This is a genomic window from Myceligenerans halotolerans, from assembly GCF_054782975.1.
Genome location: NZ_BAAGRL010000033.1, coordinates 1 through 12,471, shown reverse-complemented (window position 1 = coordinate 12,471; position 12,471 = coordinate 1). Strand labels below are relative to the sequence as shown.

The following is a 12,471-nucleotide window of genomic DNA, read 5'->3' as shown; positions in this document are numbered from 1 at the left end:
ATGAATCGTCCTCGAGAAGTCGGGAATGTCGTCTGGGCCTGCTCGCGTCGGTCTGGGCACGACGCCACTGCAAGATTGTTGCAGCACGTTGCAGGGAGCGTACAGCCGATTCGCCTGTCGGGGCAGTGATCTACGCCCCGTCGGGGCCGTGACCTACGCGACGGGAGCCGCGCCCGTCGACCCGCGCACCACGAGCTCGGGCGTGAAGAGCAGCTCCGTGCGCGGCGCGCGCTCCCCGTGGATCTCGGTGAGCAGGGCGGAGACCGCCGCACGGGCCATGTCGGTCACGGGCTGGCGCACCGTGGTCAGCGGCGGGTCGGTGAACGCCACGAGCGGGGAGTCGTCGTACCCGACCACGGACACGTCGCCAGGCACGGACAGGCCGCGCTGCCTGGCGGCACGGATCGCGCCGAGCGCCATGAGGTCCGACCCCGTGACGATCCCCGTGTGACCTGCGGCGATGAGTTCGCTCGCGGCGGCCTGCCCGCCCTCCAGCGTGTACAGCGTGCCAACGATGTGCCGCTTCCTGACCTCCTCGGCGCTGTCGGCCAGCCCGTGGGCGACCACTTCGGCGCAGAACGCGTCGATCTTCCGCCGCGCGGGCACGAACCGGTCCGGCCCGATCGCGAGCCCGATCCTGCGGTGCCCCAGCGAGACCAGGTGACGCACCGACAGCTCGATGCTGGCGGCGTCGTCGGGGGAGACGAACGGCGCGTCGATCCCCTCGGCGTACCCGTTGACGAGGACGATCGGCATCCCGCGGCCGCGCAGCCGCTGGTACCGCTCGCGGGACGCACGCATGTCGGCGTGCTTGCCCGACGCGAACACGATCCCGTCCACGGCGTGGTCGAGGAGCGTCTCGACGTACTCGTCCTCGGTGGTGCCGCCGGGGGACTGGGTGCACAGCAGCGGCGTGTACCCGTGCTCGGTCAGCTGTGACTCGATGGCCTGCGCGAACGCGGGAAACACCGGGTTCGAGAGCTCCGGCACCACGAGGCCGACCAGCCCCGCGGGACGCGCACGCAGCGCCGCCGGGCGCTCGTAGCCGAGCACGTCGAGGGCGGTCAGCACGGCCTGCCGGGTCTCGCCGGCGACACCCGGCTTGCCGTTGAGCACGCGGGAGACCGTCGCCGTGGACACGCCGGCCTGGGCCGCGAGGTCGGAGAGTCGGGTGCGCACGAGAGGAAGCCTAGGTGACATCGCGTGTGTCGTCGTACTGGTCGTCCGCATCGTGTCGCCGTTTCGTCGTCGAACTGGTCCGAGGTGTCGCCGGACATCGTCCAGCGACGGGGCGGGTTCGCGCGAGGTCGTGACCGGCGCGTCCGCACACCGATGCTGAAACTTTATCGCAAGAACTTGCACAACACGTTGCAACGCATCTACGGTCAGCACCGTCGGACCGAGGGCGGCCGGCCTCACGGAGGCCGGCGGGAGCCGGCGCGGACGCGCCGGGCACGACGCCGTCGGACATGAACCAGGTCAGCGACCACGAGGTCATGGCCGTGAACCTACTGGGAGTACCGATGCGACGGAGCATCCTGACGGCGGCCACCGCCGTCACGGCAACGCTGGCGCTGGCCGCGTGCTCGGGCGGCGAGGAGCCGGCGGCCGAGGAATCGGCAGCGGCGCCCGAGCTCGAGGGCAGCCTGACGGTGTGGGTCGACGAGACCCGGATCGACATCTTCACCGAGCTCGCCGAGGACTACTCGGACGAGCGCGGCATCGAGATGGAGGTCGTGCAGAAGGCATCGGGCGACATCCGCGAGGAGTTCGTCCAGCAGGTCCCGACCGGTGAGGGACCGGACATCGTCGTCGGCGCCCACGACTGGACCGGCGAGTTCGTCACCAACGGCGTCGTCCAGCCCATCGAGCTCGGCGACAGCGCGGCGGGCTTCTCCGACGTGTCGATCGCCGCGTTCACCTACGACGGCGCCGTCTACGGCGTGCCCTACGCGGTCGAGAACATCGCCCTGGTCCGCAACGACGACCTCGTCTCCGACACGCCGGGAACCTTCGACGACCTGGTCGCGCAGAACGACGACACCGGCGCCGACTACCCGGTCGTCATCCAGCAGGGCGACGAGGGCGACGCCTACCACCTCTACCCGCTGCAGACCTCGTTCGGCGCCCCCGTCTTCGAGCAGAACGCGGACGGCTCCTACAGCCCCGAACTCGCGCTCGGCGGCGACGCCGGAGACGCGTTCGCCGAGTACCTCGGCGACCTCGGCGACCAGGGCGTCCTCGACCCCGCGATCGACGGCGAGAAGGCCAAGCAGCTCTTCCTCGACGGCAAGACCCCCTACATGGTCACGGGCCCCTGGTACGCCGCCGAGTTCACGGGCGCCGACATGAGCATCTCCGTGCTCCCCGTCCCGAGCGCCGGCGGCGAGCCCGCCGAGCCGTTCGTCGGCGTGCAGGGCGCGTTCATCAGCGCCAAGACCGAGAACGCACTCGTCGCCAACGACTTCGTCACCAACTACCTCGGCTCCGCCGACGTGCAGCTGCGCCTCGCCGAGGCCGGCGGCCGCGCCCCCGCCTCGACCGAGGCCGCCGGCCAGGTCGACGACGAGATCATGCGGCAGTTCTCCGAAGCCGCGGGCACCGCCCCCATGCCCTCCATCCCCGAGATGGGCTCCGTGTGGCAGTTCTGGGGCGTGACCGAGGTCGAGCTCATCCAGGGCAAGGCCACGGACCCCGCCAAGTCCTGGAACGCGATGGTCGACAACATCCAGGGAGCCATCGACGGCTGACGACCGGTGCGGCGGAGGGCGCGGGCCGAGGCCCGCGCCCGAAGCGGACGCCGAGGACGCCGTCGGACACGCCCGACGGCCGACGACGCGGAACCACAACGTGAGCGGTAGCGCCTGCCCCGGCCCCCAGCCGCGGCAGGCGCCACCGCGGATGAGACGGAGAGGCGACGATGACCGAGGTTTCGCTCGGAGGCCCGGCCGACACGCGCCGCAGGCGAGGGAGCGACTCCCATGCCCGCCGCACGGGGCCCGGCTGGTACGTGAAGATCGTGCTCATGGCGGCGGTGAACGCGCTGGGCCTGTACGGGGTCTGGACCGCCGTCATGGTGGGCTCGTGGGGTGTGGCGGCGTTCCTGGCGCTCGCCGTCGCCGCCGCGGACTGGGTGTACTTCTCCCGCCGGATGCTCCCGGCGAAGTACCTGTACCCCGGGCTGGTGCTGCTGCTGGCGTTCCAGCTGTTCGTCATGCTGTACACCGCGTACGTGGCGTTCACCAACTACGGCGACGGCCACAACTCCACCAAGGAGGACGCCGTCGCCGCGATCTCCGCGCAGAACGAGCGGCGCGTGGAGGGGTCCGCGACGTTCCCGCTGACGGTGGTGGAGCAGGGCGGCGAACTCGGGTTCGCGATCCTGCGGGACGGCGAGATCGTCGTCGGCGACGCCGGGACGCCGCTGGCGCCCGCTTCCGGGGCCGACGACGGCGCCCGCGTGACCGCCGTCGACGGCTGGACCACTCTCGAGTTCGCGGAACTCGTGTCGCGTTCGGCCGAGATCACCGAGCTGCGCGTGCCCTTCTCCGACGACCCGTCCGACGGCGGCCTGCGGACCCAGGACGGCTCCCTCGGCTTCGTCGCCGCGCCGGTCCTCGTGTACGCCGCCGCCGCCGACACCTTCACCGACGTGAACACCGGCGCCACCTACACGCCGGACGACCACGGCTCCTTCGTGTCCGCCGACGGAGAAGCGCTCACCCCGGGCTGGCGCGTCGGCGTGGGCTTCGAGAACTTCACCGCGATCTTCACCGAGGGCCGGCTCGCCGGCCCGTTCTTCCAGGTGCTCGTGTGGACGTTCGTGTTCGCCGGGCTGTCGGTGATCACCACCTTCGCGCTGGGGCTGTTCCTCGCGATGGTGTTCAACGACCCGCGCGTCAAGGGACGCAAGGTCTACCGGTCGCTGCTGATCCTGCCGTACGCCTTCCCCGCCTTCCTGGCGACGCTCGTGTGGCGGGGGATGCTCAACGAGAAGTTCGGCTGGGTCAACGAGGTGCTGCTCGGCGGGGCGGAGATCCCGTGGCTCACCGACCCGTGGCTCGCCAAGGTCTCGGTCCTGGCCGTGAACCTCTGGCTGGGTTTCCCGTACATGTTCCTCGTCACCACGGGCGCGCTGCAGTCGATCCCGGGCGACGTCCTCGAGTCGGCGCGCGTGGACGGCGCGAGTCGGTGGCGGGCGATCCGGTCGATCGTGCTGCCGCTGCTCATGGTGTCGACGGCGCCGCTGCTGATCTCGGCGTTCGCGTTCAACTTCAACAACTTCGCGCTGATCTACATGCTGACCGGCGGCGGGCCGCACTTCGAGGGCGCGCCCGTGCTCGTGGGGCACACGGACATCCTCATCTCGATGGTGTACTCCGTCGCGTTCGACTCGGGCGTCAAGCAGTACGGACTGGCCAGCGCGGTGTCGCTGCTGATCTTCGTGATCGTCGGCCTCATCTCCTGGCTCGGCTTCCGCCGCACCCGGACCCTGGAGGAACTGTGAGCGTTCTGACCAAGTCCGCGCCCAGCGAGGGCGCGGCCCGCGAGGAGCGGTACCGGATCCGGCACGACGTCGGCCCGCGCGGCTCGCGCTGGTGGGCCGAGGTGGGCTGGCGGCACCTGGTCGGGATCGTGATGGTCGTGATCTGCGTGGTCCCGCTGCTGTACGTGATCTCGGCGTCGCTCAACCCGTCAGGGACGTTCACCGGGTCGAACCGGCTGTTCAGCGAGGTGGGCTGGAACAACTACGCCGAGCTGTTCGAGTCGCGCTACTGGCGCTGGTTCGTCAACTCGTTCGTCATCGCCACCACGACCGCGATCGGGACCGTGCTCATGGGCGGGGCGGCGGCGTACGCGTTCAGCCGCTTCCGCTTCTCGGGGCGTCGCGCCGCCCTGACCACCCTGCTCCTGGTGCAGATGTTCCCCCAGATGCTGGCAGTCGTGGCGATCTTCCTGGTGCTGCTCACCATCGGGGACGTGATCCCGGTGCTGGGGACCAACTCGACCCTCGCCCTCATCGCGGTGTACCTGGGCGGTGCGCTCGGGGTGAACACGTTCCTCATGTACGGGTTCTTCAACACCGTGCCGCGGGAGATCGACGAGGCCGCGAAGATCGACGGCGCGGGCCACGCCCAGATCTTCTGGACCATCATCCTGCGCCTGGTGTCGCCGATCCTCGCGGTGGTGGGGCTGCTCAGCTTCATCGGGACGTTCGGCGAGTTCATCATCGCCAAGACGGTGCTGCAGAGCCCGGACCGGTTGACGCTCGCGGTGGGCCTGTACCAGTGGGCGTCCGACGAGCGCAACGCGCCCTGGGGCCTGTTCTCGGCGGGCGCGGTCCTCGCGGCGGTGCCGGTGGTGGTGCTGTTCCTGCTGCTCCAGAAGTACATCGTGGGCGGTCTGACGGCGGGCTCGGTCAAGGGTTGAGTGCTCCCCCCCGGTGCATTGGCGTGCCGCGGCGCTCCGGCTTCCGGCCGCTGGTCGGTCATGGGATGACCGACCAGCGGCTCGATCGGTCCTTCGTCGAGTGATCGGCAGATTGAACTGCCGATCACTCGACGAAGGACCGGCCTCAGGACGGGTTGACCGAGCGAGGACTGACCGCGAGCGGAGGCCGCGGGTCAGGGCCCGACAGGTCAGTTCTCGCGGCGGACCGGGTCGATGACCTCGATCAGGTGCTCGAATGGCCTGAAGTCGGCCCGGTTGGCTGTCATCAGTGTTGCGCCGTGCCGGAGTGCCTGCGCTGCGATGAGCGAGTCCTTGCCGCGAAGTTTCGCCCCTCGGGTCGTGGCCTGTGCCGCGATCATGCCGTATGAGCGCGTGCAGTCGAGATCGAACGGCACCCAGTCGTAAGCCGTATCGAACTCGTTGAGCCTACGCGTCCTGAGAGCCGCCAGATGTGGGCTGCTCGCCGAGCGGATACCGAACTCCAGTTCGGCTCGGGAGAGAATGCTCGCCGCCTGCTGCTCGTCCGTGTCGAACTCGTAGTCGTCGTAGTCGATGAGGATGTTCGTGTCGAGCAGGATCATCGGCGCTCCCAGGGGTCGACGAGCTCTTCCTTCTCCCATACGTCGATGTCCCGCTTCCAGGCTTCGCGGTCCTCACGGCTCATCGGTGTGATCTCAGGCATCTCGGAGCCGCGGACCCAGCGCTTCGGCCGGGGTTCGCGCCGTACCAGGACGACGCCCGTGGGCTGCCCGTAGGCGGTGATCTCGTGGTCCTCGCCGGTCTCCAGCACACGCTGGATCACGGCCTGGGGGTTCTGCTTCAGCTCGCGCGTGCCGACGGTCCTCATGAAGGCATCGTAGAGCGCACGTAGACGTGCGTCTACACCTATGAGGGCGCGACCGAGTACTGCTGTGGTCATGAGTGCTCCCTGCTTGATGGAGCGGGCCGGGTTCGGCCCGCAAGGAATCCTGGAACTGGCTGTTCCACGAATGCGGGGAACGCTACGCCTAGAGGGCTTTGGGCTGTCAATCGGAGGAGGGTGTGATCTCAAAAGGAATTGACAGCCTCCCCGCGGGCCCTCTTGTGCCCCGGATCGGCCATCGGTCGGTGGGAGACCTCAGGCGGTCTCGCGGAGGGCGCGGCGTGCTCCCTCGATCTTCGTCAGTTCCGCGAAGGCCGCCTGGTACGCCTCGAAGTCGGCGGCCGGGTCCAGGCGCTGCAGGCGGCTGCGGGCCTCGGCGATGCGGCGGTTCAGGCCCATGTCGACCAGGCCGCGGACCACACCCTCGACGAAGCCCGGGACCGCGGCTTCCCGGTCCTCGGGGAGGTTCACGACGGCGAGCTCCGTGACGGTCGGGGCGACCGCTTCCGGGGCGCGGTCCAGCACCTCGTCGACCCACGCGGCCGGGCCGACCGCCTTCCCGGTCACCGCGCCGCCCGCCGCGATGACGGACTCGTGGACCATCCGCCACGCGGGCGTCAGGAACGCATCGGGCCCCAGTTCGTCGAACGTCTCCGGCACGTGCTGCGGGTACTGGAGCACGACGGCGAGCGCCAGCCGTTCGGCGCGTGCCACCGGGTCGCGCGGATCCGGAGCGCGGATGCCCGACGGCGGTGCGGCGTCCGCCCCGTCACCGGAGCCGTCTCCGGCGCGGCCGCCAGGACCCCCGCGACCCCCACGGCCACTGTCCGACGCCGGGCCGCCCGGGCGCTGCTGCGGCACATCACGCTGCGACGGCGCGCTCGCGGCCCGCTTGACCTCCTGCGCGACGGTGCGTTCGTCCATGCCGAGCCAGCCGGCGAGCATGCGCGCGTACTCGGGCCGCAGGGCGGTGTCGCGCATCCCGGCGACGCGGGGCGCGGCCTTGCGGAGCGCTCCGACGCGTCCCTCGGCGGTGCCGAGGTCGAAGTCCTTCAGGTCGGTCTCGATGACGAACTGGAACAGCGGTGTGGGCTTCTCCACCAGGGCCTTGACGGCCTCGGGGCCGTTGGCCACGCGCAGGTCGCAGGGGTCCATGCCGTCGTCGGCCACGGCGACGAAGGTCTGTGCGTAGAAGCGCTGGTCCTCGCCGAAGGCGCGCATGGCGGCCTTCTGGCCGGCCTCGTCGCCGTCGAACGTGAAGATGACCTTGCCGCCGAGCGTGGTTCCGGACCGGAGTTGCATGCCGCCGCCGGCGGCCGTGTCGCCCATGAGGCGCCGGATGACGCGCGCGTGCTCCGCGCCGAACGCGGTGCCGCACGTCGCGACCGCCGTCGTCACCCCTGACAGGTGTGCCGCCATGACGTCGGTGTATCCCTCGACGATGACGACCTGCTTGTGCTGGGCGATCTCGCGCTTGGCCAGGTCGATCCCGTACAGCACCTGGGACTTCTTGTAGAGCGGCGTCTCGGGGGTGTTGAGGTACTTGGGGCCGTTGTCGTCGTCGAACAGCTTGCGGGCGCCGAACCCGATTACGCCGCCCGTGACGTCGCGGATGGGCCAGACCACGCGGCCGCGGAAGCGGTCGTACACGCCGCGCTGTCCCTGGCTGACCAGGCCGGCGGCGATCAGTTCCTCCCGCGTGTAGCCGCGTGCCTGCAGGTGGCGCGACAGGTTGTCCCACCCCTGGGGCGCGAAGCCGACGCCGAAGTGCTCTGCGTCCGCGCGCTCGAAGCTGCGCTCCGCGAGGAGCCGGCGGGCGGCCGCGGCGCCGGGCGCCATGAGCTGCTCCGCGTAGAACTCCTGGGCGACGCGATGAGCGTCGAGCAGCCGCTGCCGCTTGCCGGGCTCCTCGCGAGGCCGGGTCGGTCCGCCGTCCTCGTAGCGCAGCTGGACGCCGACCTTGGCGGCAAGGTGCTCCACTGCCTCGGCGAAGCCCATGCCGTCCATCTTCATGAGGAAGGTGAAGACGTCCCCGCCCTCGCCGCAACCGAAGCAGTGGTAGCGCCCGACGCTGGGGCGCACGTTGAAGCTGGGGGAGCGCTCGTCGTGGAACGGGCACAGGCCCTTGAGCGATCCCACGCCGGCGGGCTTGAGGGTGACGTGGGCCGAGATCACCTCTTCGATACGCGCGCGCTCGCGTACCTCGTCCACGTCCTCGCGCCTGATGATCCCCGCCACGCACGTGAGTCTATGCGCGGGCGGGGGAGGGGCGGGCACCGTCCACAGGCGGCGCTGCCGGGGGAGGTCCGGCGGTGGACCGCCGCGCCTGGCGCGCCCACCACGGCGTACGACGACGGGAGGCGGGCGCGACGACGGGGGGCGGGCGCGACGACGGCACGAGCGCAGGACCGTCGCGCGCCACGCTTCGTCAAACTTGGATTTGTCGGACTACACGTGTTCGATACTCTTTGCCCAGAGTTCGGTCGCGGGCGTACCGGCCCGCGGTTTTTTGCTGGAGAGGGAGAGAATGGTCAAGCTCGGCGGAGGCAACCTCCGGTACCGCAAGCGGCTGTCGCTGGGGCCGTTGAAGTTCAACATCACCCAGAAGGGCCTGTCGTCGATGAGCATCAAGCTCGGCTTCTGGACGTGGAACTCGCGGACGAAGAAGCACTCGCTGAACCTGCCGGGGGGCCTGAGCTGGTACAGCAACTCGAAGTGACCTCGGGCCACGCGGGCCGGTGGGCGTCAGTCCACCAGTTCCGCGATGGTCCGGTTCTTCGGGAACAGCGGCCCCACGAGGATCTTGTCGAGGCCGGGCAGCCGCATCGCACGGAATCCCCAGCGGCGCAGCAGCAGCTTCGTCGTCGTCTCGGGGACGAACCAGTCGGCCGCGCGATCCCTGGCGTTCACCTGGATCCCGGCGACCATCGGACGCCAGAGGCGTTCGTGGTCCGCCAGTCCCTCGGCCACGGTGCTCGCCCGGCTCAGCCGCTCGGCCAGCACGTACGCGCCCGCAACGCCGAGCGAGGCGCCCTGCCCGGCGACCAGTGACACGGCGTGGGCGGCGTCGCCGATCAGCACGACACGGCCCGCGTGCCACCGCGGCGTGTCGATCTGCGCGACCAGGTCGTAGTAGATCTCGTCCGACGGCGGGCAGTGGGCCAGGGCGCGGTCGGCGAGGTCGCCCAGCCCCGCGTACTCGTGCTGCAGCGTCCGGCGCAGATCAGCCGGGAGGCGCACGTCCGGCGTGCGGTGCACGGCGAACACGGCGACCTGGTCGTCGCCGATCCCGTAGAGCCCCATCTGGCGGTTCAGCGACTCGGTGAGCACGAACTGCCGGCGTACCCGCCGGTGCATCTCGGGATCCGTGAAGACGTAGGCGCCGGTGTGCATCCCGAGGGGCCGTAGGTACTCCTGCTCGGGCCCGAACACGAGCGACCGGACCCGCGAGTGGATGCCGTCCGCTCCGACCACGAGGTCCGCGGCCGTTACCGTGCCGTCCGACAGCTCGACCTCGTCGTCGCTGATACGCTCGATCGTGGTGCCGTAGCGCAGGTCGACGCCGCCGGGCAGCGTCTCTCGCAGCATCCGCTCGAGCGCGGGGCGCATGATGCTGACGATCTCGCCGTCGAGCGCCTTGGTGAACCGGGAGTAGTCGACGCCGACCGTCGTGCGGCCGTCTCCGTCGACGTACCGGAGCTCGTCGACGGGGCTGGCGGCCTCGCGCAGCTGCGGCAGCAGCTCCATGGCCGTGACGGCCTGGAATCCCGGGCCGAAGAAGTCGATCATGTACCCCTGCTCGCGTGGCCCTGGCGCCGAGTCGACGACGACCACGTCCCACCCGTGACGGTGGAGCCGGGCGGCCGCGGTCAGGCCGGTGATGCCGGCTCCGCAGATGATTGCCCTCATTCGTGTTCTCCTTCCGGTCCGGCCGGTTCCTGGCCGACGCCGGCCCCGGCGAGCTGTCGTAGCACCGGCGCGATCGTCGCGGCCGAGAGTTCGGGGTCCAGGCCCTTGTGCAGCATGAAGCCGTCGAGCGTGGCGAGGACGACGACCGCCGTCGCCTCGGGCGCGGGGTGACCGGCGTGTTCCAGCGCCGCGGTGAGGGCGCGGCGGAAGCCGAGCATGAGATCGGTCATCTGCGTGCGCAGCAGGGGATCCCGGGTGGCGGCGAGGTACGCCTCGACGAAGAGGAGGGAGGCGGCGTCGTCGGCCGCGTACCGGTCGAGACCGGTCAGGAGCGCCTCGATCCCGTCGGCCGGGGTGTCGGCCTGCGACAACCACGCGGCGGACTCGTCGAGCGTGGCGCGCATCCCTTCGATCGTGGCCTGGCGCAGCAGCGCCGGTAAGGACTCGAAGTGGTAGTGCACCAGGCCCGCGTGCACCCCGGCCCGCTCCGCGAGGTTCCGGGTGCTGACCGCGTTCCACCCGATCTCGCTGACGAGCTCGCGCGCGGCCGCGAGCAGCTGCGCGCGCACCGCGCGCCCTCGGTCGGCACTCGTCCGTGAGGTCATTCCTGCTCCTTGGGCGATCGACTTGGGCAACTGCCCAAACTGTAGCGCGCTCACGGGGGAGTGGCAAGGGAGCATCTCGGCGTGCACCGGCTCGGCGCGCAGGGGCGCGCAGGGGCGCGCAGGGGCGCGCAGGGGCGCGCAGGGGCGCGCAGGGGCGCGCAGGGCAGGGCGCGCGCCGGTGTGCACGGCGGTGCGCACGGCTGGGCGCGGGGTGGTATCGCGAGGGAATATGCACTGAGCAGGTCCGATGCGACGGGTCGATCGATGAATTGTCAATCATTCTTTCGAGATGTGTGGGTGTTTTCGCCCATCATTTTCCGGCAAAAAGGCGGGGTGGATCGTTGCCCATCCTGACCCCTGCGGATCCCCGTGATTCCGCGGCCCGTCGGGGTTGTCAGGCCGCTCCTGCGGTCGGCGCATTCCGTTGTTAGCCTGCCGATGGCGAGGATTCTGTCCAGTTTTTTCACGCATCAGATCCTTGTCGATTCACGGAATCCATTCCACTCATGAGCACCAGGACTTCAGAAGTGCTGAGAGGAGCGAAAGATGAAACTCATGCGACTCACCCGGAGGTCAGCGCGTACCGCCGCGGTACTGACCGGGGCGGCGTTGCTCGTCGGCGGGCTCGGCGCGGGACCTGCTTCCGCCGACGACACCGAGGGCCCCGGGCCTGCGGCCGGCGACATCGACCAGCCGATCTTCCGGGCCGCGCATCCGGACACGTACACCACCGCGGACCCGTCGGGCGCGGACACCTCGAACGTACAGACCCAGCTGACGAGCAACACGCAGAACCGCTTCTTCGAATGCGGCGACACCATCGTGTACTTCCAGGTCATCCCCGTGGCCGAGGACGCGCCCCTCGGCGAGTCCGAGGTCACGGTCACGGCCGAGTTCGAGACCCGGTTCGGCAACAACGACCAGGTCGGCATCACCGAGGTCACGGCGTTCCTCGCCATGGACGACTCCTCATGGTCCTCGGACGGCGAGGAAACGATCATGGGCACGATGGCCTCGGGGACATGGACCGACGGGGAACTCGTTCTCGCCTCCACCATCGACGACGTCGAGGCGGGGGAGACCATCGTGGTCGAGTACCACGCCACCCTGACGTGCGGCATCCCGCCCGGCACGATCAACGGCAACCTCCATGCCTCCAACCTGGGGATCCAGGTCTGCCTGGACGCGGGCGCGGGTGAATGCGGCGAGACCGGCCAGGGCATGCAGACCGTGCCCCTGTTCGCGAATGCCGTCCTCGTCGCCGTGGTGCCGGAGGATCCGTTGGTGACGCAGGCCGAGTGTGTGGAGGGTGAGCCGACTGAGCCGACGGTCATGCTTCCGGAGGATGGCGCGATCATGTACGTCGCTGATCCGGAGGGTCCGTATGAGCCGGGTCAGGAGGTCACGGTGACCGCGACGCTGACCGAGGGTCACGTGTGGGGTGAGCTGCCGGAGGGTTGGGAGCAGACCTCGGATACCGAGGCGGAGTTCGTCGTCGTGCTCGAAGAGGTCGAGTGTGACGAGATCGTGGTGCCGCAGGATCCGATGGTGACGCAGGCCGAGTGTGTGGAGGGTGAGCTGACTGCGCCGACGATCATGCTTCCGGAGGATGGCGCGATCATGTACATGGCGGACCCGGAGGGT

At 69.9% G+C, this 12,471-nt stretch carries 11 protein-coding genes; 5 read left to right on the top strand and 6 right to left on the bottom strand.

The features are described from left to right. Positions 1 to 153: 153 nt before the first annotated feature. Positions 154 to 1,200: a LacI family DNA-binding transcriptional regulator gene (locus ACYVK5_RS19600; protein ID WP_460707654.1), complete on the bottom strand. Its 1,047-nt coding sequence runs from the start codon at positions 1,198 to 1,200 to the stop codon at positions 154 to 156. A gap of 269 nt (positions 1,201 to 1,469) precedes the next feature. On the opposite strand from ACYVK5_RS19600, the gene ACYVK5_RS19595 reads away from it, so the two are divergent. From ACYVK5_RS19595 to ACYVK5_RS19585, 3 genes are all read left to right on the top strand, one after another. Then, positions 1,470 to 2,750, top strand: a complete 1,281-nt coding sequence (locus tag ACYVK5_RS19595) for a sugar ABC transporter substrate-binding protein (protein ID WP_460707653.1) — start codon at positions 1,470 to 1,472, stop codon at positions 2,748 to 2,750. Positions 2,751 to 2,920: 170 nt separating this feature from the next. Further along, complete coding sequence (locus ACYVK5_RS19590) at positions 2,921 to 4,507, top strand: ABC transporter permease subunit (protein WP_460707652.1); 1,587 nt, start codon at positions 2,921 to 2,923, stop codon at positions 4,505 to 4,507. After that, positions 4,504 to 5,430 (top strand): sugar ABC transporter permease, encoded by a 927-nt coding sequence (locus ACYVK5_RS19585; protein WP_460707651.1) that lies wholly within the window; start codon positions 4,504 to 4,506, stop codon positions 5,428 to 5,430. The genes ACYVK5_RS19590 and ACYVK5_RS19585 overlap by 4 nt, the downstream gene beginning before the upstream one ends. Before the next feature lie 209 nt (positions 5,431 to 5,639). On the opposite strand, the gene ACYVK5_RS19580 is transcribed toward ACYVK5_RS19585, so the two are convergent. The 3 genes from ACYVK5_RS19580 to dnaG all read right to left on the bottom strand — a co-directional run bounded on the left by ACYVK5_RS19580 (position 5,640) and on the right by dnaG (position 8,551). Continuing rightward, the gene (locus tag ACYVK5_RS19580) at positions 5,640 to 6,032 is read right to left on the bottom strand and encodes a PIN domain-containing protein (RefSeq protein WP_460707650.1); all 393 of its coding nucleotides are present in this window, start codon (positions 6,030 to 6,032) and stop codon (positions 5,640 to 5,642) included. Continuing rightward, positions 6,029 to 6,298, bottom strand: a complete 270-nt coding sequence (locus ACYVK5_RS19575; RefSeq protein ID WP_460707649.1) for a hypothetical protein — start codon at positions 6,296 to 6,298, stop codon at positions 6,029 to 6,031. The genes ACYVK5_RS19580 and ACYVK5_RS19575 overlap by 4 nt, the downstream gene beginning before the upstream one ends. 270 nt (positions 6,299 to 6,568) lie before the next feature. Continuing rightward, positions 6,569 to 8,551, bottom strand: coding sequence for a DNA primase (dnaG, locus tag ACYVK5_RS19570; protein WP_460707648.1), 1,983 nt, complete (start codon positions 8,549 to 8,551; stop codon positions 6,569 to 6,571). Positions 8,552 to 8,840: 289 nt separating this feature from the next. On the opposite strand from dnaG, the gene ACYVK5_RS19565 reads away from it, so the two are divergent. After that, the gene (locus ACYVK5_RS19565; protein ID WP_123813808.1) at positions 8,841 to 9,032 is read left to right on the top strand and encodes a DUF4236 domain-containing protein; all 192 of its coding nucleotides are present in this window, start codon (positions 8,841 to 8,843) and stop codon (positions 9,030 to 9,032) included. Positions 9,033 to 9,058: 26 nt separating this feature from the next. Here the strand turns inward: ACYVK5_RS19565 and ACYVK5_RS19560 are convergent, their stop codons facing one another. Together ACYVK5_RS19560 and ACYVK5_RS19555 are read right to left on the bottom strand one after the other, a co-directional pair. Further along, positions 9,059 to 10,222: an FAD-dependent monooxygenase gene (locus tag ACYVK5_RS19560; RefSeq protein ID WP_460707647.1), complete on the bottom strand. Its 1,164-nt coding sequence runs from the start codon at positions 10,220 to 10,222 to the stop codon at positions 9,059 to 9,061. Then, complete coding sequence (locus tag ACYVK5_RS19555; RefSeq protein WP_460707646.1) at positions 10,219 to 10,827, bottom strand: TetR/AcrR family transcriptional regulator; 609 nt, start codon at positions 10,825 to 10,827, stop codon at positions 10,219 to 10,221. Before ACYVK5_RS19555 ends, ACYVK5_RS19560 begins: the two co-directional genes overlap by 4 nt. Positions 10,828 to 11,373: 546 nt before the next feature. On the opposite strand from ACYVK5_RS19555, the gene ACYVK5_RS19550 reads away from it, so the two are divergent. Further along, a partial coding sequence (locus ACYVK5_RS19550; RefSeq protein ID WP_460707645.1) for a hypothetical protein occupies positions 11,374 to 12,471 on the top strand: 1,098 nt, incomplete at its 3' end.